Annotated in this window: 18 protein-coding genes; 5 read left to right on the top strand and 13 right to left on the bottom strand. The window is 37.0% G+C overall.

Going from position 1 to position 20,907, the window contains the following annotated elements; translation table 11 throughout:
• Positions 1-55: 55 nt before the first annotated feature.
• Positions 56-1,039, bottom strand: a complete 984-nt coding sequence (gene epmA, locus BKK54_RS05475) for an elongation factor P--(R)-beta-lysine ligase (protein WP_077542121.1) — start codon at positions 1,037-1,039, stop codon at positions 56-58.
• Positions 1,040-1,321: 282 nt separating this feature from the next.
• Between epmA and frdA the strand changes: the two genes are divergently transcribed.
• Genes frdA through frdD form a run of 4 tightly spaced genes read left to right on the top strand, consistent with a single transcriptional unit; the run spans position 1,322 to position 4,662 of the window.
• On the top strand, positions 1,322-3,121 hold the full coding sequence (gene frdA / locus BKK54_RS05470) for a fumarate reductase (quinol) flavoprotein subunit (protein WP_077542120.1): 1,800 nt from the start codon (positions 1,322-1,324) through the stop codon (positions 3,119-3,121).
• Complete coding sequence (locus BKK54_RS05465; RefSeq protein ID WP_077542119.1) at positions 3,114-3,884, top strand: succinate dehydrogenase/fumarate reductase iron-sulfur subunit; 771 nt, start codon at positions 3,114-3,116, stop codon at positions 3,882-3,884. Before frdA ends, BKK54_RS05465 begins: the two co-directional genes overlap by 8 nt.
• A gap of 10 nt (positions 3,885-3,894) precedes the next feature.
• Positions 3,895-4,305: a fumarate reductase subunit FrdC gene (frdC, locus tag BKK54_RS05460; protein ID WP_077542118.1), complete on the top strand. Its 411-nt coding sequence runs from the start codon at positions 3,895-3,897 to the stop codon at positions 4,303-4,305.
• A gap of 12 nt (positions 4,306-4,317) precedes the next feature.
• A complete protein-coding gene (frdD, locus tag BKK54_RS05455; protein ID WP_077542117.1) occupies positions 4,318-4,662 on the top strand; it encodes a fumarate reductase subunit FrdD in 345 nt (114 codons plus the stop codon).
• A gap of 61 nt (positions 4,663-4,723) precedes the next feature.
• On the opposite strand, the gene ndk is transcribed toward frdD, so the two are convergent.
• The 11 genes from ndk to glnA all read right to left on the bottom strand — a co-directional run bounded on the left by ndk (position 4,724) and on the right by glnA (position 17,180).
• A complete protein-coding gene (gene ndk, locus BKK54_RS05450) occupies positions 4,724-5,146 on the bottom strand; it encodes a nucleoside-diphosphate kinase (protein WP_077542116.1) in 423 nt (140 codons plus the stop codon).
• Positions 5,147-5,154: 8 nt separating this feature from the next.
• The gene (pepB, locus tag BKK54_RS05445; protein WP_077542115.1) at positions 5,155-6,459 is read right to left on the bottom strand and encodes an aminopeptidase PepB; all 1,305 of its coding nucleotides are present in this window, start codon (positions 6,457-6,459) and stop codon (positions 5,155-5,157) included.
• Positions 6,460-6,561: 102 nt separating this feature from the next.
• Complete coding sequence (gene rfbB, locus BKK54_RS05440) at positions 6,562-7,596, bottom strand: dTDP-glucose 4,6-dehydratase (RefSeq protein ID WP_077542114.1); 1,035 nt, start codon at positions 7,594-7,596, stop codon at positions 6,562-6,564.
• Positions 7,597-9,018, bottom strand: a complete 1,422-nt coding sequence (gene wbaP, locus BKK54_RS05435) for an undecaprenyl-phosphate galactose phosphotransferase WbaP (RefSeq protein ID WP_077542113.1) — start codon at positions 9,016-9,018, stop codon at positions 7,597-7,599. It lies immediately after the preceding gene.
• Between the two features lie 10 nt (positions 9,019-9,028).
• Positions 9,029-9,796, bottom strand: coding sequence for a DUF4422 domain-containing protein (locus BKK54_RS05430; protein WP_077542112.1), 768 nt, complete (start codon positions 9,794-9,796; stop codon positions 9,029-9,031).
• Between the two features lies 1 nt (position 9,797).
• Positions 9,798-10,727 carry a glycosyltransferase family 2 protein gene (locus BKK54_RS05425; RefSeq protein ID WP_077542111.1) on the bottom strand — a complete coding sequence of 310 codons (930 nt, stop codon included), beginning with the start codon at positions 10,725-10,727 and terminating at the stop codon, positions 9,798-9,800.
• Between the two features lie 82 nt (positions 10,728-10,809).
• Complete coding sequence (glf, locus tag BKK54_RS05420) at positions 10,810-11,961, bottom strand: UDP-galactopyranose mutase (RefSeq protein ID WP_077542110.1); 1,152 nt, start codon at positions 11,959-11,961, stop codon at positions 10,810-10,812.
• Between the two features lie 14 nt (positions 11,962-11,975).
• Positions 11,976-13,730 carry a glycosyltransferase gene (locus BKK54_RS05415; protein ID WP_077542109.1) on the bottom strand — a complete coding sequence of 585 codons (1,755 nt, stop codon included), beginning with the start codon at positions 13,728-13,730 and terminating at the stop codon, positions 11,976-11,978.
• 381 nt (positions 13,731-14,111) lie between these two features.
• Positions 14,112-14,843 (bottom strand): ABC transporter ATP-binding protein, encoded by a 732-nt coding sequence (locus tag BKK54_RS05410; protein WP_077542108.1) that lies wholly within the window; start codon positions 14,841-14,843, stop codon positions 14,112-14,114.
• Complete coding sequence (locus BKK54_RS05405) at positions 14,843-15,634, bottom strand: ABC transporter permease (protein WP_077542107.1); 792 nt, start codon at positions 15,632-15,634, stop codon at positions 14,843-14,845. The genes BKK54_RS05410 and BKK54_RS05405 overlap by 1 nt, the downstream gene beginning before the upstream one ends.
• 127 nt (positions 15,635-15,761) lie before the next feature.
• Entirely contained in the window at positions 15,762-17,180 is a 1,419-nt protein-coding gene (glnA, locus tag BKK54_RS05400) for a glutamate--ammonia ligase (RefSeq protein ID WP_077542106.1), read from the bottom strand.
• A 283-nt stretch (positions 17,181-17,463) separates the two neighbouring features.
• Between glnA and typA the strand changes: the two genes are divergently transcribed.
• Positions 17,464-19,314, top strand: a complete 1,851-nt coding sequence (typA, locus tag BKK54_RS05395) for a translational GTPase TypA (RefSeq protein WP_077494595.1) — start codon at positions 17,464-17,466, stop codon at positions 19,312-19,314.
• Between the two features lie 273 nt (positions 19,315-19,587).
• On the opposite strand, the gene BKK54_RS05390 is transcribed toward typA, so the two are convergent.
• Positions 19,588-20,802, bottom strand: a complete 1,215-nt coding sequence (locus tag BKK54_RS05390; RefSeq protein WP_077542105.1) for a pyridoxal phosphate-dependent aminotransferase — start codon at positions 20,800-20,802, stop codon at positions 19,588-19,590.
• Positions 20,803-20,907: the final 105 nt, after the last annotated feature.

Here is a 20,907-nt window from a genome sequence, read left to right as displayed (position 1 = left end):
AGATCAAAGAGCGGTTAAAAAAACATCTTATTTTTAACCGCCCTTACGAGGAGAATCAGGCATTTTCAATTGAAAAGGAAAGCACATCTTTGATAGATGATGCATTCAATGCAATCATAACTAAGCGATCAACCCCTAATGCGACACCTGATGTATTTGGAATACCGGCTTGTAATGCCCCAAGAAAACGTTCATCAATTGCTCTTACCGGTAACCCCACTTTTTGCCGCTGGCGATTATCTTGCTCAAAACGGCGTCTTTGCTCATTTACATCGGTTAATTCATGGAAACCATTGGCAAGTTCCAAGCCTTTGTAATAGAACTCAAACCGCTCTGCGACACGTTGATCTTCCATGCTTAATTGCGCTAGTGCCGCTTGTGAGGAAGGAAAATGATAAACCGCAACCGGTGCTTCTTGCCCAATTTGAGGTTCTACCACTTCACTAAATAAAAACTGCAATAAAGTATCACGATCTTCGTCCTCTTCAGCCATAAAATTATGCTGACGAGCCGTTTCCACTAATTCTTTGCGACTGGCAGAAAGCGGATCAATCCCAACATATTCTTGAAACGCAAATTGATAGCTCATACTTTCCGCCGGCTTACAATCAAGAATTTGTTGAAGTAAATCATCTACTTCATTAATTAGGCGGTACATATCAAAATGCGGTCGATACCATTCCAACATGGTAAATTCCGGATTATGACGATTACCGGCTTCTTCATTACGAAATACCTTACTAATTTGAAAGATAGGTCCGCTCCCTGCGGCCAATAAACGTTTCATATGGTATTCAGGGCTGGTTGAAAGCCACAGTGTTTTTGATAATTCATCAAAAGGTGCAATAAATTCTGTACTAAAAGTGGAAAGATGAAGATCTGTTACCCCAAATTCACTTAATACCGGCGTTTCTACTTCAAGTAAACCGCGATCAGTAAAAAAGCGCCGAATATCAGCAATAATTTTTGCTCGGGCAAGTAAGTTTTCAATGGAGGCTGAGGGCTGCCATAAAGGAGATTCAAGTGGAAGTGCGGTCATTTTTTCTCTATTTTTTATATTCCTATTATTAATTCACCCATTGTAAACGAGGCAATTTATCAACTCAACTGTCAGTCTGATTATCGTTAAAACGCACATCAAATAAAAACCCTTCTCATTTGATTTACTTAGAAAAATTAACTTTTTTGAGGTAGATCACAAAATGAGTAATTTCTCTAAAATTCCACTCAAAAAAAGGTTATTAATTTGTAAAAAAATGGCACAATGCCCTATCCCTTTCGGGTGTTTTATTTTTTTACTTTCTATAGATTGGAGGATATCGTGCAAACAGTTAATGTCGATATTGCGATTGTTGGTGCAGGTGGTGGCGGTTTACGGGCAGCAATTGCAGCAGCGGAAGCAAATCCTAACTTAAAAATTGCATTAGTTTCAAAAGTGTATCCTATGCGTAGCCACACGGTGGCAGCAGAGGGAGGAGCAGCAGCCGTTATCAAAGAAGAAGATTCTTATGATAAACACTTCCAAGATACCGTAGCAGGCGGTGACTGGCTATGCGAACAAGATGTGGTGGAATATTTTGTTGAACATTCTCCGGTGGAAATGACCCAGTTAGAGCGTTGGGGTTGTCCATGGAGTCGTAAAACAGACGGTGATGTCAATGTACGCCGTTTTGGTGGGATGAAAATTGAGCGTACTTGGTTTGCGGCGGATAAAACCGGTTTCCACCTATTACACACCCTTTTCCAAACCTCGATCCAATACCCTCAAATTCAACGTTTTGATGAACACTTTGTACTGGATATTTTAGTGGATGATGGTCATGCTCGCGGTATGGTTGCAATGAACATGATGGAAGGGACGCTTGTTCAAATTAATGCCAATGCAGTTGTGATTGCAACCGGTGGTGGTTGTCGTGCATTTAAATTCAATACTAATGGTGGTATTGTAACCGGGGACGGTTTATCTATGGCATATCGTCACGGCGTACCACTACGTGATATGGAATTTGTACAATATCACCCAACGGGCTTACCAAATACCGGTATTTTAATGACTGAAGGTTGTCGAGGTGAAGGCGGTATCTTAGTCAATAAAGATGGCTACCGTTATCTTCAAGATTATGGTCTTGGCCCAGAGACCCCAATCGGCAAACCTGAAAACAAATATATGGAATTAGGGCCACGTGATAAAGTTTCTCAGGCTTTCTGGCAGGAATGGAAAAAAGGCAATACTCTAAAAACAGCAAAAGGCGTAGATGTTGTCCACCTTGATTTACGTCACCTTGGTGAAAAATATTTGCATGAACGTCTTCCATTTATCTGTGAATTAGCAAGTGCATACGAAGGGGTAAATCCTGTCAATGAACCAATTCCTGTACGCCCTGTTGTTCACTACACTATGGGGGGTATTGAGGTCGATTTTAACAGTGAAACCCGCATTAAAGGTTTATTTGCCGTTGGCGAATGTGCATCTTCAGGCTTACACGGTGCAAACCGCTTAGGCTCTAACTCATTAGCAGAACTTGTAGTACTTGGTCGTGTCGCCGGTGAATATGCCGCACAACGTGCTGTTGAGGCACAACCTGCAAATCAAAGTGCCGTTGATGCTCAAGCTAAAGACATCGTTGCCCGTTTAGAGGCCCTTCACAAACAAGAAGGAAACGAATCTTGGTCTGATATTCGTGATGAAATGGGGACGGTGATGGAAGAAGGTTGTGGTATTTACCGTGATCAAGCAAGTATGCAAAAAGCCGTAGACAAAATTGCGGAATTAAAAGAACGCTATAAACGTATTCGTGTTGCTGATAACTCAAGTGTATTCAACACAGATGTACTTTATACCGTTGAGTTAGGTTACATCCTTGATGTGGCGCAATCTATCGCTAATTCAGCTATCGAACGTAAAGAATCTCGTGGGGCACATCAACGCTTAGATTACACCGAACGTGATGATGTCAATTATTTAAAACACACCCTTGCTTTCTACAATGAGAACGGTGCACCACGTATTGAATACAGCCCGGTAAAAATCACTAAATCTCAACCTGCAAAACGTGTTTACGGTGCGGAAGCAGAAGCTCAAGAGGCGGCTGCGAAAGCTAAGGAGCAAGCAAATGGCTAATTCACCAGTAATGAATGTGGAAGTTTTACGCTACAATCCTGAAAGCGATCAAGAGCCACATTTAAGCACTTATCAAGTGCCTTATGACAACCAAACGTCCTTACTTGATGCGTTAGGTTATATTAAAGATAAACTTGAACCATCCCTTTCTTACCGTTGGTCTTGCCGTATGGCAATCTGCGGTTCTTGTGGAATGATGGTTAATAATAAGCCGAAACTGGCATGTAAAACTTTTTTACGTGATTACAGTGGTCATATGCGTATTGAACCTCTGGCAAACTTCCCTATTGAACGTGACTTAGTGGTAGATTTAAGCCACTTCATTGAAAGTTTAGAAGCCATCAAACCATATATTATTGGCAATGAGGCTCCGCCATTAGATGGCAAACCACACCCATCAGCAGAACTAGCGAAAAGTCGCACTAAACAAACTCCAGCACAACTTGAAAAATACCGCACTTTCTCAATGTGCATTAACTGTGGTTTATGTTATGCTGCTTGCCCACAATTCGGTCTGAACCCTGAGTTCTTAGGACCTGCTGCGATCACGATGGCTCATCGTTATAACCTTGATAACCGTGACCACGGAAAAGCACAACGTATGCCATTATTAAACGGTAAAAACGGGGTATGGAGCTGTACGTTCGTGGGATATTGCTCTGAAGTCTGTCCAAAACATGTAGATCCGGCTTCCGCAATCAACCAAGGTAAGGTGGAAAGTGCCAAAGATTATGTGATCTCTATGATAAAACCAAAAGGCTAAGGGGGAAGAAATGTCAGTAACTGTAAGTAAACGCAAAAAATATGTTCGCCCAATGACGGCTACTTGGTGGCAAAAACTGGACTTCTATAAAGCCTATATGCTACGTGAAGCAACCTCAATCTTTGCCGTATGGTTCTGTATTGTGCTACTTTATGGCGTACTCTGCCTTGCCAGTAATCCTATCCCTGGACACGGTATTTTTAGCTTTATTGAGTTTTTAAGAAACCCTATTGTGGTGATCTTAAATATTATTACGCTTGTCGCAACGCTTTACCATACCGTCACCTATTTCTTAATGACACCAAAAGTGATGAACATCATCGTCAAAAATGAGCGTTTACCACATCATGTCATCAGAAATGCGCTTTGGGCAGTCACTGCGCTTATCAGCGTGGTTGCATTAGTTTTAGCTTATATCTAAGGGAGAGAAGAAATGGTTGATAAAAATCCAAAACGCTCCGGTGAACCACCGGTATGGTTGCTTTTCGGTGCTGGTGGTACAGTAAGCGCAATTTTCTTTCCGGTGGTGATTTTAATCTTAGGTTTATTACTCCCCTTTGGTTTAATTGATCTGGCAAACCTCGTCACTTTTACCTATTCTTGGATCGGTAAACTTGTGATTCTCGTGCTAACCATTTTCCCAATGTGGTGCGGTTTACACCGAATTCACCATGGCATGCACGATCTTAAAATCCATGTACCGGCGGGTGGCTTTATCTTCTATGGTTTAGCAACTATTTATACTATTTGGGTATTATTTGCGGTAATTGGTTTATAAGAAAATTAGATACAAAAAAATAGCGAGTGTAAAAACTCGCTATTTTTTATCTATTATAAAATTAATATTCACACATTTCCGAATCAGCAAAAAAATAAGCAATTTCACGATTCGCACTTTCTATGCTATCCGAGCCGTGAACAGAATTTTCACGCTGACTTAATGCAAAATCCTTACGAATCGTTCCTTCTTCTGCATTTTCCGGATTTGTCGCACCAATCAAAGTGCGGTAATTTTTCACGGCATTTTCTTTTTCTAATACCGAAACCACAACCGGTGCGGACATCATATACTCCACTAATGAGTCAAAAAATACCTTGCCTTGATGCTCGGCATAAAAACCTTCCGCTTGCTCTCTCGTTAAATGTACCATTTTGGTTGCAATAATTTTAAACCCATTTTGTTCAAAGCGAGCCAAAATAGCCCCAATAAGATGACGTCTCACCGCATCAGGCTTAATAATGGAAAGTGTTCTTTCTGTCATATTCATCCTCACTTTTCTGATTTTGACAATAATAAATTCGCTAATGTTTGAACCCCAATACCTGTTGCACCAACCGCCCATAAATCACTTGCGGATTTACGATAAGTTGCAGAGCAATCAATATGCAACCAATTCTGCCGGTAATTCTTCACAAAATAGGAGAGAAAGGCTGTCGCTGTACTTGCCCCTGCACCAACCGGCACTGTACCAATATTGGCAATATCCGCAAATGAAGAGCTAATTTGTGAACGATGGAACTCCTCAAATGGTAAACGCCAAAATGGCTCATTTTCGGCCTTAGCCGATTGGAAAAGCGCTGTCGCAAGTTCATCATCCATTGTGAGCAGCGAATGGTAGTCATTACCTACCGCCACTTTAGCCGCACCGGTTAAGGTAGCACAATCAATAATAAACTCAGGATGTTGATTATCCGCTTCAATTAATCCGTCTGCCAACACTAAACGACCTTCTGCGTCGGTATTTAAAATCTCCGCTGCCACACCATTTTTATAGGTAATAATATCGCCTAATTTAAACGCATTGCTGCTCACTAAATTTTCTGCACAACATAAGTAGAGTTTCACTCGCTGCTTTAACCCTCGAGCAACAGCTAATCCTAAAGCGCCGGTTAATAATGCTGCGCCCCCCATATCAGTACGCATTGTACTCATTCCATCACTTGGCTTAATACTATACCCGCCACTATCAAAAGTAATTCCCTTACCAACCAAGCAAGCTAATATAGGTGCATTTGGATCCATGGTCGGATTAAAATCTAACTTCAACATTGCCGGCGGATTTGACGAACCTTTTCCTACAGTCCAAATTCCATGATAACCTTGCGTTTCCAATTCCTTTCCAGAAATAATCTGAAAACTGACCGCACTTTTCTCCGAATAATGTTCTGCTTGAGCTGTAATAAACTCTGCTGCTCGCTCGGCTAGTTTAATAGGTGTTAAACTTTGTGCCGGTTCATTAATCACCTCTCGGACAAAATCGCCGCATTCAACACGGGCTAATAATTCATCTTGTAAATCACGCTCTAAATGTGGAAACTCAATGGCATAATCCTGTTTTGCTGTATAAAACCCTTGATAAAATGCCCAACAAAAATCTAAATTCCAGTCATCACCAACTAATTCCACATCTTTTATGCCCTGCCCACGTAACTTACGCGCAGCACGTTGCACCAAAGTGCGGTCATTTTTCTCATTATTTTTTAGGTGAATAATCGCTTCTTCGCCATTAAAACTTACTATCGCATTTTTACCCCAACAATCCGCTGCCGGACGGTTAGAAAGAATAATCTCCATTTTTAACTCTCCTTATAAAAGAAAAACCGGTTAGCGAACTATACCAGTTTTTATATAAGAAGATAATCTTAAATATACTTATTTTATCAGCGAGATACTTAGCTATTTTCTATTGTAGTATTTTCCTAATTGAAATTGTTTCAGATACCACTCTACTGTTTTTCTTAATCCTGATTCAAAAGTTTCTTGTGGTTTCCACCCTAATTCATGACTAATTTTTCTTGTATCAATGGCATAACGAACATCATGTCCCGGGCGATCTTTGACATAAGTAATTAAGTCTTCGTATTTTTCCACACCTTTCGGTTTATTTGGTGCTAATTCTTCCAACAAAGCACAAATAGCGTAAACTACCTCAATATTTGTTTTCTCATTACGTCCGCCGACATTATAAGTTTCACCAATTTTTCCTTTGGTCATAATTTTATAAAGTGCCTTGGCATGATCCTCTACAAACAACCAATCTCTAATTTGCTGACCATTACCATACACCGGAAGAGGCTTTCCTGATAGGGCCTTTATAATCATGAGTGGAATAAGTTTTTCAGGATATTGGTATGGTCCGTAATTATTAGAACTATGTGCAATAATAACAGGTAAACCGTAGGTTCTATACCATGCATTGACTAAGTGATCACTTGCTGCTTTTGAGGCAGAATAAGGGCTACTTGGGTTATAAGGAGAAGTTTCAGTAAACAGTGTTTCTTTATTTGCTAAATCACCATAGACCTCATCAGTGGAAACATGAAGAAAACGAAATGTCTGTTTTTTCTCATCACTTAAGCTACTCCAGTATATTCGGGTAACCTCAAGTAAGGTATAAGTCCCAACAATATTGGTTTCAATAAAGGCAGAAGGTCCATCAATAGATCGATCAACATGACTTTCTGCTGCCAAATGCATTACCGCATCAGGTTGATGTTGTTCAAATACACGAGTGAGTTCTTTTGCATTACAAATATCGACCTGCTCAAAAACATAACGTAGGTTTTTTTCTACCGATTTAAGAGATTCTAGATTGGCTGCATAGGTTAATTTATCTACATTAATAACACTATCTGACGTATTTTCAATGATATAGCGAGTGACGTTGGAAGCAATAAAACCTGCCCCACCAGTCAGAAGGATTTTTTTCATTTAATAAGCTCCATTTCTATTTATAACAACTTTTATAGTTTTAAATAGAATCACAATATCATTCCATAACGACCAGTTTTTAGCATACCAAGTATCAAAATAAACCCGAGTTTCATAATCTACATTATTTCGCCCACTGACTTGCCAAAGCCCTGTCATACCTGGTTTTGCCATTAAATAATAATCTATATCATCTTGATAATACGCAAGCTCATCTTTCACAATTGGGCGGGGACCAACTAAGCTCATTTCTCCCTTTAACACATTCCATAATTGTGGTAGTTCGTCTAAACTCGTTTCTCTAAGGAATCTGCCTATATGTGTAATTCTTGGATCATTTTTCAGTTTAAAATCCTTTTCCCACTCTTTTTGGGCTATAGGATCATGTTCTAATAAATTTTTTAGTATTTCAGAGGAATTGGGTTTCATTGTCCTAAATTTAAGACATTCAAAAGTTTTTTTAAATTGTCCGATACGGGTATGTCGGTAAATAGCTACGCTTCCATCTTTTTTAACTAAAAAATATAAAATCAAGAATATTGGAGAAAGTATAATAATTAAAAATATGGAGCCGATAATATCAAAAGCCCTCTTAAGTAATTTAGAGGAACGTTTAGCAAGATTATTATTAACCCGGAATAAAACCACTTCATGACTAAATAAAAAGGCCATATCGGTTCCATAGAGAGGAATACCTCTAAGCTCCGGAATTACAGAAATTGAACGACAACCTTTACTAATTAGAAAACGCAACCAAAAATCTTGTTTTTCTTTATTTTCTTCATCCATCGCAAGAATAAATTGAGTAAACTTAGGATCAACAATTTTTAGTAACAATTCAGGATTATGTCTAGCAATAGGAACACCTAGAATTTTCTTAGCGCCTATACTATCATCAGTAGATACAAATAAATGGATATTCAGCCCTAAGAATTTTTCTTCATTCAATGCTTGAAAAACATCTTCTGCGTTTTTCCCACTGCCTATAATTACGCTATCTTTGATATAAATACCAGTTTTAATAAGAATTATTTTAATCAATATTCTAATTGAGGGAAACAAAAGAAAGATGGCTCCCCAAACACTTAACCAAAATGTTCGAGAAATATATAGCTTAGAAAGAGCCATAATTGAAAGTTCAATAATAAAAAAAATAGATAGAGTTTGAAGAATCTCTTTTAGCTCAAACCAAAATGGTTTTCGATAGGTATAATGTCTTAATTTTATCAAAAACCAAATTATACAAGACAATGAAACCAAGAAGTGAATAAGTAAATAATTAGTTTTTTCCTCTACCGGTATATAATTCTCAGGATTGGACGAGACAGAAAATAAAATAAAATGCGAAAAAAATAATGCTACTACCAAAGAGAAAAAATCTACTGAAATTAGAATTAATTTACTGATGTTATTTTTATGCATAATAAATCCATTATCTATTCACAAATTTTCTTATGATTAATTGAGTAGCTTTAGAGAAAAGGTTTTCACCTTCTAAGTTCACAACCGATATTTCTTTTATTCTCAACTTATGATGATATACCCAAACATTAAAAAGCCTTTCAGCAATAAAACCAAAAACTCTTTTTTGATAATCATCATAATTCGTTATATCAATTTTTTCTTCTAACTTAAATAATATGTCAAATAACCAAGTGCAGTATTTATCAAAATCTATTTTTTTCATTATAAACATATTGTAAAGATGCAATGATTTACCTAACATAATCTTTTCAAAACTCTCGACATATGCAGGATAATCTTTTGAAATAATCTCTTTTGTTATATTAAGATCACGAATATGGTGAGCATGCTTATAATGAGAATAAATTGATTCAATAAAATAGTTTCTTTTTTTAGGCAAAATACAATCATATTCTTTAAGTAGGGCAACGATATTTTCTTCCGAAAGAATAGCTTTTCCTCTAAGTTTCTCACCAACACCTGTAAAATAACGGCGGTAATGTACTAATCCCATATATTCAACATCTTTAAAAAAATGATTTTTCCAAGCCCAATATAAACCTGTCAGCTCACAAAACGAGCCATTTTTCCCTGAAATATGTTTCCCCGTATCATCACTTAAAAAAGCCTGTGAAAATTGCCCGCTCTTTTTCCCAACCCATAAAGGTCGATAAATATTCGAGTGAGGAAACTCATAGCTTTTATGTGTGATAACTAAAATAGAAACTTTGCTCATTTTACTTTAAGTATTTTTTATGATGGGTAAAATCTTGAATTAAACCATGATACATTGCCCTCCATGCAAAAATCAGCCGAGAAAAACTTGGTTTTGTAAATATATAAAACCAACTCGTTTTTAGAATAAAAGCCATTACATAGAATGTACCGTGATACTGTGAAAAAATTGCAATCGAATTACGTAAAAAACAATACTGTTTTAAATCTGAATATGCATTATTAAAACGAAATCTACCAAAAAACATTGGAGCTGATTGAGAACTATCAACAGGATGATAGAAAATAGCATCAAGGACCGTCAAAATTTTTGCAGAAAATTTATCTGCTCTTAATGTATATTCTCTTTCATCACCCCAAATAAAATAATCTTTACAGACTAATCCCATTTTTTTAATAAGCCTTGATGAAATTAACGTACCATTAAAAGGTAAAACTGTATGAGGAATGATATTTTCTTTCTTTAAAGAAGCAGAAATATCCTCATAGGTATCAAATACTTGCAACGAATTTGGTAGACGCATTGCAAAACTCAATTTATTTTTTGTTTGACTATCAAGCACCATTGGTCCAATGTAGCAACTTTCTGAACAATAAGGCATCAATTTTTCTAAGCAATTTTCGGAAGGAACCCCATCATCATCCATCAACCAAATATAATCAAAATTTTGTTCTGTTGCATATTTAATACCTTCGTAAAATCCACCTGCACCTCCACTATTTTCAGGTAATGAAATAAATGTGAAAAACGCATCATTAACCCATTTATTCTCGTACAGAAAATCAGCTGTGCCATCCGTACTGGCGTTATCAATAACAACAATATGGTTTACAGGATAAGTTTGTTGTTTAATGGCATTTAAACAATTAAGTAAAAGTGCTTTTCGATTAAAAGTCACAACCACGGCACAAATAGTCGGTTTATTTAACATATTTGATATCAACATTTATACAAAAACCATACATAGCTTACACAATGTATGGTTTAAAACTAAGGACTAACAATTTAAAAAATTATACATCCATATTAACGTAAAACGGCTGCAATTCTTGACCGCTTACAAGAGCTGCCTTGACATTGTCGGCCGTTTCAAGTGCTTCTTTAATCGTCACATCCATATCTAAATAGCGATAAGTTCCTAAACGCCCAACAAAGGTTACTTGCGTTTCTTTATTTGCTTTTTCAACATATTGCTGAAGTAACGCCTTATCCTTCACTAAACGAATCGGGTAGTAAGGTATATCATCTTCACCACATAAACGACTAAACTCACGGTAACAAATAGTTTTTTCATGATGTTCCCAAGGTGCAAAATGTTTATGTTCAGAAATACGGGTATAAGGCACCTCTTCATCACCGTAATTTATTACTGCATTCCCTTGGAAATCACCTTCATCTCGAAAAGCTTCAAAATCTAAAGTACGATAGCCTAAACGACCAAGCTCAAAACCAAAATAAGCATCAAGTGGACCTGACCAGAAAATATGATCAAATTCCACTTTCATTGATTCTGTAAATGCTGTATTTAAACATACTTCAATATTTTCATGATTTAAAATATTTTCCACAATGACTGTATAACCGTCTTTTGGCATACCTTGGAATTTGTGGGCGAAGTAGTTATCGTCATAGTTAAAACGCACAGGCAAGCGCTTTAAAATACTTGCTGGTAATTCCTTTGGTTCTACTCCCCATTGTTTTTTGGTATAGCCATAGAAAAATGCTTTATACAAATCTTTACCCACAAAACGCATAGCCTGTTCTTCAAAGGTTTGCGGATCGGCAATTGACATATCTGCTTGACTTTCAATTAACGCTTTCGCTTCTTTTGGTGAACAAGTTTTTCCAAAAAATTGGTTAATGGTATGCAGATTAATTGGTAATGAATACACCTCTCCTTGACTAATTGTCTTTACACGATTCACAAATGGCATCCATTCGCCAAATTGATTAATGTAATCCCATACACGTTCATTATCCGTGTGAAAAATATGTGGCCCATAAATATGTACCATCACATTGGTCTCTACATCACGTTCAGAGTGACAGTTACCTGCCACATGAGAACGTTGATCGATAACGGTTACTTTATAGCCTTGTTCAGCTAATTCTCGAGCAATAACGGCATTAGAAAAACCAGCGCCGACTAAAAGGAATGTTTTCATACGTTTTACCTTAATTACTGATCTTGTTTAAATTGTTTTTTCCAGAATCCTGGACTAGTTAATTCATCATAAGAGTTTTGGTATTCTTTTTTCAAATGGTTGTAATTTTTCACTAATTTATAAATTGCTTTTAGGTATCTAAAAGCATAATTAAAAAATTTTCCCTTATCATGTTCTAAAATAAAGCCCTTATTCGTTGGGAAATGGATATATAACACTTTTTTATAACGATAAACCTCTCTTAAACTACCACCAAATCCTTTAGGTTGCGAAACAATTCCTTTTTTAAAAAACATACTTGGTAACAGATTACCGTTTAATGTTGCCCAACGAAATAATCGTTCTAATCTACTTTCATGAGGATTTCCAAAAACTGCTTGGGTTGATATATCATATGGAACATCTATTACTTTTTCATTATGCACAATTCTTAAAATTTCTTTACGTCTTTCCACCATATCCGCATTATTACGCCAGAAATCACAACCTTTCGTAGCATCTTCAATAGCATAAATAGAAGCAAGAGCTGTTTCATAATGATAGGTAAGAAGATTTTTTAATATCATTCTCGCCGTTATATTTAGTAAACTTAGCATTCCTTTATCGGAAAAATGATGGAAATGTTGCATAATCTGGTGACGATTGTCTAAATATGCTGTCAATGGACTGTGTTTTAATGCAAAATCTCCCTGCCATGAAGAAATACCATTTAAAGTAATAATATTAAATTTATGGGTAAGACCAAAGCCAATATCATCACCACGAACAAAAAATGGAAATGCGTAATGTTTAACTTTTGAAAGTGGGAATGCAAAATACCACCACCCCGCAAAATCAATATGTTCTTCTTGTTCATTAAACAGTAACTGATCAACATATCTTAAGTCTAAATTTGGTTTAATAGGCGTCAATAACCCATCAAACTTCGCCCCATTTTCATATTGCCGATACATTTCCTCTTCACGTAACATTGCCCCACCAATAGCCAACTCAGGATCTTTAGCATACTCTAATAAGCGAACAGTCCTCTTTATACCTTCAACTTCACAAGAGGCATCATCATCCATAAATAAACAATGAGTGAACACACCTTGATCTTTTAATTCCATTAACCCCCTAGAAAAACCACCTGAACCACCTAAATTTTCATTTGGAATGATATGAACATTTTCTACTTGTGGTAAGTTCTGGCTATTATCAACAACGTATAAAGCAATATTATCTTTAAATTCCTCTGTATTTAATAGTTCATTTTTAAGACGTTCCAAAGCAGGTAGTACATATTGCTGACGATTAAAATGCGTAATAACAATGCCTAATAAAACATTATTTACAACCGGGGTAGTGGTGATATAACTAAACTGATGAATTTCCGATTGAGATAAAGCAATCAATTCAAATGCAAGCATACCATCTTCAAGCTCCTGCCAAAACTCTAATGAAACAGATACCTCAGATAAGTTTTCAGTCTCTAAATAAACTTCTTTTAAAATCTTCTTACTAAAGTGTAAGCGGTTTAAAAACCATACAATTTTGATTTTTCCCTTAAATTTTATAGAAAAATTCAAATCATTAATGTTTGCATGGCGTTTCCATTTACCAACGCTAAGGCTATTAAAATAAGTATCTGTATTGATATATCCTGATTTACCTAGAGAGAAAAATGCCTTTCCTATATTTAAATCAGCAAACTGATTATATCTAAAATAAAGTTCTGTTTCAGTACATAAAGATACCTGTGGGTACACAACATTCTGTATAGAATTCATATTATTTCCTTTTGATTTTAATAAAAAATTTAATTTTTCAAAATTTATCTTAGGTAAACCTCTAGAAAAAACATTCCAATAAGATAGTTTTAATATTCGTCAAAATAACATTTAGACATTCTAATTATAACAATACAAAAATAAATAAATTATGAGTAAGATACTATCTTTCTTAATTAATAAATTAAATAACTCTAAATACAATATAAAAAATAAAACATCTTATCTAAACAAGATATTTCTCTCCTCCTAAAAATCCCTATAGGATAAAAAAGAAGAAAAATTAGAGTGTAATAATAAAATCATGCCACTATTCATAATATAGATTGATTCATTAAAGCTTTACCTTTTATTTTTAGATTTTTAGTATCTCACTATTATTTAAATCTTATAACTGTAAATAATATCTTTAGCTCTTCCTATTGTTTTTACTATTCCCTTATCAATCCAAATCACATTCTGACAAAGTTCTCTCACTTGTTCGATTGAATGCGAAACAAAGAGCAATGTCGTTCCTCCAGCAAGCATTTCTTCCATTCGTTTTTTACATTTCTCTTGGAAAGCTGCATCTCCTACAGCTAGAACTTCATCAACAATGAGTATTTCAGGTTTAACAATAGTCGCTACGGCAAAACCTAAACGAGCCGCCATACCTGATGAGAAATTTTTAATCGGAACATCAACAAAATCTTGTAGCTCTGCAAAATCAATGATTTCATCAAAATGCTGCTCCATAAAAGTTTTTTTATGACCGAGTAATGCACCATTGAGATAGATGTTTTCTCTCGCAGTAAGCTCACCATCAAAGCCCGCCCCCAATTCAATTAATGGCGCAATGTTGCCATGAACTTCTACAGTTCCTTTATAGGGTTTTAATATGCCACAAATAAGTTTGAGCAAAGTCGATTTGCCTGAACCATTGGTGCCAATAAGTCCCCAAGATTCTCCTCTTTTTACTTCAAAATTAATATCCTTCAATGCCAAAAATTCTTGGAACATTAATTCCCCTTTTAGCATTTTAATCACATATTCTTTTAAGCCATTATAATTTTCAGTTGCCTTATTAAAGCGAACAGTGGCATTAGTGACTTTAATTACAGTTTCATTTTTCATTAGATATATAAAATAAATTCATCTTGTTTTTTATTAAAATACCAAGCACCTAAAATTAATACAATAAATGCTGTCGTAAACCCAATTAAAACGCTATCCACTTGTGGAAATCTAGCATGCAAAACAATATCTCTAAACTGTTCAATATAACCATACATTGGATTTGCATTTTGGTAGAGAGAACGGTATTCTTCAGGAATAATGGAAGCAGGGTAGAATAAGGGAGTTAAATACATCCACATAGAAATAAACACTCCCCAAAGATATTGAATATCTCTAAAGAAAACTGTAATTGCCGCAAGCCATAGCCCTACACCTAAACTAAAAATAAAGACTTCGAGAATAATAATAGGGAAAAATAACAGATTCCAAGAAAATTCTGCATTAGTAAAAATCATTACCAATAATAAAGCACCTATTGAAAACAATAGATTAACTAATGAACTTCCTACTTTTGAAACGGTAAAAATATATTTAGGCACATATGTTTTTTTGATTAAAGAAGCATTTCCTGTAATAGACCCAACAGACATATTTGTTGCTTCAGTCATAAAATTAAATAAAAATTGTCCCGAAATCATATAGAGAGGGAAATTAGGAATATCAAATCTAAATAAATTAGAAAAAATGAAAACAAGCACCATCATTAACATCAATGGATTTAAAATACTCCAAAGATAACCAAGATAACTACGTCTATACTTGAGTTTCACATCACGAATAATCAGTTGTTTCAGTAATTCATCAAAAGCGAAAAAACGTTCAAACTTACTAAACAGTTTCGTTAGCATATTTTATCCTTATCACTAATTGGGGCGTGATTATACACTAGCAACACAATTTAACAATATACATATAAAAAGTGCGGTCAAAATCAACCGCACTTTCTTTGCTCAATATACAGTTTTCTAGCTCAAATTACGCATAATACATCTCAAACTCCACAGGATGTGGGGTCATATTTAAGCGTTCTACTTCTTTGCGTTTAATGCTGATGAAAGCATCCACAAACTCTTTACTGAATACATCACCGTGAGTTAAGAATTCGTAGTCTTTCTCCAAAGCATTCAAGGCTTCTTCAAGTGAGCTTGCTACAGCAGGAATGTCTTTAAGTTCTTCCGGTGGCAAATCGTAAAGGTTTTTATCCATCGCATCACCCGGGTGGATTTTATTCACGATACCGTCTAATCCCGCCATTAATAAAGCGGCAAATGCAAGATATGGGTTTGCCATTGGATCAGGGAAACGGGCTTCAATACGAATCGCTTTCGGGCTTGTCACTGCAGGAATACGGATTGAGGCGGAACGGTTACTTGCTGAATAAGCCAATAATACCGGTGCTTCATAACCCGGTACTAAGCGTTTATAAGAGTTGGTACTTGGATTTGTAAACGCATTTAATGCCTTAGCATGTTTAATGATGCCGCCAATATAGTAAAGTGCGGTTTCAGAAAGACCGGCATATTTATCGCCTTGGAAGATATTTTTACCTTCTTTGCTTAATGACATATTACAGTGCATACCCGAACCATTGTCGCCGGTGATTGGTTTCGGCATAAAGCACGCAGTTTTACCATGTTCAAGTGCGACATTTTGCACCACATATTTATAGATTTGAGTCTCATCTGCTTTTAACGTTAAGCTATTAAATTTCGTTGCAATTTCGTTTTGACCTGCTGTTGCCACTTCGTGATGGTGAGCCTCTATGACTAATCCCATTTCTTCTAAAAGCAGACACATTTCAGAGCGAATGTCATGTGCACTATCAATAGGAGCAACGGCACAATACCCACCTTTTTTCAGAGGGCGATAACCATTATTCCCCCCCTCATATTTTTTGTTGGTATTCCAAGCCGCTTCCACATCATCAACGGAAAAAGATGCGCGGTTCATCGACACATCAAAACGCACATCATCAAATAAGAAAAATTCAGGTTCAGGACCAAAGAATGCTTGATCGGCAATACCGGTAGAACGCATATAATTTTCAGCACGAATCGCAATAGAACGAGGATCGCGATCATAACTTTGCATCGTGGTCGGTTCATACACGCTACAACGAAGAGAAAGAGTCGGGATTTGCGCAAATGGGTCAACAACGGCAGTTTCAGCCATTGGCATTAAAAGCATATCGGCTTTATTGATGGTTTTCCAACCTTCTACGGATGAACCATCGAACATTTTACCGTCTTCAAACATATCTTCATCCACAAGATTAACCGGAATAGATACACCGTGTTCCTTGCCTTTAATATCAGTAAACCGAAGAAGCACAAATTTAATATCATTTTCTTCAATCAGTTTAAATACATTAGCGATGGCATTTGCGTTTGACATAAGTCGTTCCTCTATTATTTATTTTGCTAGGTAAGGATTATTAAAAAATAGGTCGCATTATAGCTTAATCTCTGCTGCTTTTCATTGGATTTATTTTTATTATTTAACATAGCGGGCAATATAAAAGTCATGTATAATCCTCGCCCTTTCGTGCTCAAAATAAGGGCTATTTATCACAAAAGCGTGTGAATGGTCTTCAACCCACGCATGAAAACAACAAACCGTTTAATTCGTGCGTGAAACATCGTTTCACACACCTTACATAACCTATTCAGAATAAGCAATGACAAACAAAATTGATATTAATAAACTACGCAATATTGCGATTATCGCGCACGTTGACCATGGTAAAACTACGCTTGTAGATAAACTTCTTCAACAATCCGGTACTTTTGAAGCAACACGTGGCGACATAGATGAACGTGTCATGGATTCTAATGATCTCGAAAAAGAGCGTGGTATTACGATCCTTGCCAAAAACACGGCGATTAATTGGAATGACTACCGTATTAACATTGTCGATACACCGGGACATGCTGACTTTGGTGGTGAAGTAGAACGCGTGCTTTCAATGGTTGACTCAGTTCTTTTAGTGGTCGATGCTTTTGATGGTCCGATGCCGCAAACCCGTTTCGTTACTCAAAAAGCTTTCGCTCACGGATTAAAACCGATTGTCGTCATCAACAAAGTTGACCGTCCGGGTGCCCGCCCTGATTGGGTTGTGGATCAAGTCTTCGATTTATTTGTCAATCTTGGTGCAACGGATGAACAGCTAGACTTTCCGATCATTTATGCCTCTGCGTTAAATGGTGTTGCAGGTTTAGAACATGAAGAATTGGCAGAAGACATGACCCCATTATTTGAAGCCATTGTTAAACATGTTGAACCACCAAAAGTGGAATTAGATGCGCCGTTCCAAATGCAAATTTCCCAATTAGACTACAATAGCTATGTTGGGGTCATTGGCATTGGTCGCATTAAACGTGGTTCAATTAAACCAAATCAACCGGTCACTATCATTAATAGCGAGGGGAAAACCCGTCAAGGGCGTGTTGGTCAGGTGCTTGGACATCTGGGTTTACAACGTTATGAAGAAGAAATGGCCTATGCCGGCGATATCGTAGCTATCACCGGTTTAGGCGAACTCAATATTTCCGATACCATCTGCGATATCAATGCCGTTGAAGCACTGCCTTCATTAACCGTTGATGAACCAACTGTGACGATGTTCTTCTGTGTGAATACATCTCCATTTGCCGGTCAAGAAGGAAAATATGTCACTTCACGTCAAATTCTTGAACGTTTAAATAAAGAATTGGTTCACAACGTAGCGTTACGTGTGGAAGAAACCCCAAACCCGGATGAGTTCCGTGTATCCGGTCGAGGCGAATTACATCTTTCCGTATTGATTGAAAATATGCGCCGTGAAGGCTATGAACTTGCCGTTTCCCGTCCAAAAGTTATCTATCGTGAAATTGATGGCAAAAAACAAGAACCTTATGAGCAAGTGACCATTGATGTGGAAGAACAGCACCAAGGTTCTGTGATGGAAGCCTTAGGTATCCGTAAAGGTGAAGTGCGTGATATGTTGCCGGATGGTAAAGGGCGTGTTCGTTTAGAATATATTATTCCAAGTCGTGGCTTAATCGGCTTCCGTGGCGAATTTATGACCATGACTTCCGGTACCGGTTTGCTTTACTCCAGTTTCAGCCATTATGATGACATCAAAGGCGGCGAAATCGGTCAACGTAAAAATGGTGTGTTAATTTCTAACGCCACAGGTAAAGCTCTCGCTTATGCATTGTTCGGCTTACAAGAACGAGGCAAATTAATGATCGATGCCAACGTGGAAGTCTATGAAGGTCAGATTATTGGTATCCATAGCCGTTCAAACGATTTAACCGTTAACTGCTTACAAGGTAAAAAACTCACCAATATGCGTGCTTCAGGTAAAGATGACGCCATTGTCCTCACCACACCAGTGAAATTTAGCCTTGAACAAGCCATTGAATTTATTGATGACGATGAATTAGTGGAAGTGACACCGGAATCGATCCGTATTCGCAAAAAACTTTTGACGGAAAACGATCGTAAACGGGCAAATCGTACCACAACCAGTACAAGCACCCACTAAACAAAAAATGGAATCAGTGATGATTCCATTTTTACATTGAAAGTGCGGTCAATTTCTACCGCACTTTTTCTGTTGTTCGGTATGATGTAGCAGTCACACAAAGCTGTTTTTGGGGTAGATAGGGACACACTGCGTGTGTCCAAATTTTAACCTATTGAAATAATTTGGCTTTATAACGGACACACGCAGTGTGTCTCCACATTTCACTAATCCCCTATTTTGTGTATTTTCCCCATAATAATTAAAAATATGACGTTTTTGACCGCACTTTTCCTATTGATGATAGTTTTCTAAGAAACGCCCTAATTTGGTAATCGCCTCTTCCAACTGGTTCACATAAGGCAAGGTGACAATGCGGAAGTGATCCGGTGAATGCCAGTTAAATCCTTTACCATGCACAAGCAACACTTTTTCTTGGCGAAGTAAATCCAGCACCATTTTTTCATCACTATGAATATTAAATTTTTTCACATCAATTTTCGGGAACATATAAAGCGCTCCCATAGGTTTCACGCAGCTAATACCGGGAATTTGTGTTATCAATTCATAAGCTTTATTACGTTGCTCCAATAGACGTCCGCCCGGCAAAATAAACTCATTAATACTTTGATAACCGCCCAGTGCTGTTTGAATCGCATGCTGCATTGGTACATTGGCACACAAACGCATTGAGGCAAGCATATCCAAACCCTCAATATAACCTTGTGCATGATTTTTCGGGCCATTTAGAATCATCCAGCCTTGGCGGAAACCGGCGACACGGTAAGATTTTGACAAGCCGTTAAACGTCACTGTTAATAAATCCGGCGCTAATGCCGCAATGTGATGATGAACCGCATTATCGTATAAAATTTTATCGTAAATTTCGTCCGCAAAAATAATCAGATTATGTTGGCGAGCCACTTCCACGATTTCGTCCAACAAGGCTTTGCTATACACCGCTCCCGTTGGGTTATTTGGGTTGATAATCACGATAGCTTTGGTTTTCGCATTAATTTTAGCCTTAATATCATCTACTGCGGGAAACCAATTGGCATCTTCGTCACACAGATAATGCACGGCTTTGCCACCGGAAAGCGTCACTGCCGCCGTCCATAATGGATAATCCGGCATAGGAACCAACACTTCATCTCCATCATTTAATAAGGCTTGCATTGCCATCGTAATCAACTCAGACACGCCGTTGCCAATATAGACATCGTTCACCGTTGAGCCTTGAATACCCTTTGATTGATAATATTGCACAATAGCCTTACGGGCTGAATACAAGCCTTTTGAATCGCAATAGCCTTGCGCAGAAGGCAAGTTACGCAAGACATCTACCAAGATTTCATCCGGCGCTTCAAAACCGAATGGGGCAGGATTACCAATATTTAATTTTAAAATTTTATTGCCCTCTTCTTCCAAACGGAGCGCTTCTTTATGTACAGGGCCACGAATATCATAACAAACGTGTTCCAATTTATCGGACTTAGGGAATAATCGCATATCAATTCCTTTTATTTTTGTGATAAGTGCGGTTAATTTACGCTGAATTTTCAATCTTGCAAAGATTTTGTAAAAAAATTTTTTGTGTCAGATAAATTACGGTAG

The organism is Rodentibacter genomosp. 1 (genome assembly GCF_001999285.1).
GTDB lineage: Bacteria > Pseudomonadota > Gammaproteobacteria > Enterobacterales > Pasteurellaceae > Rodentibacter.
This window is presented reverse-complemented; position numbering and strand designations above follow the sequence as displayed.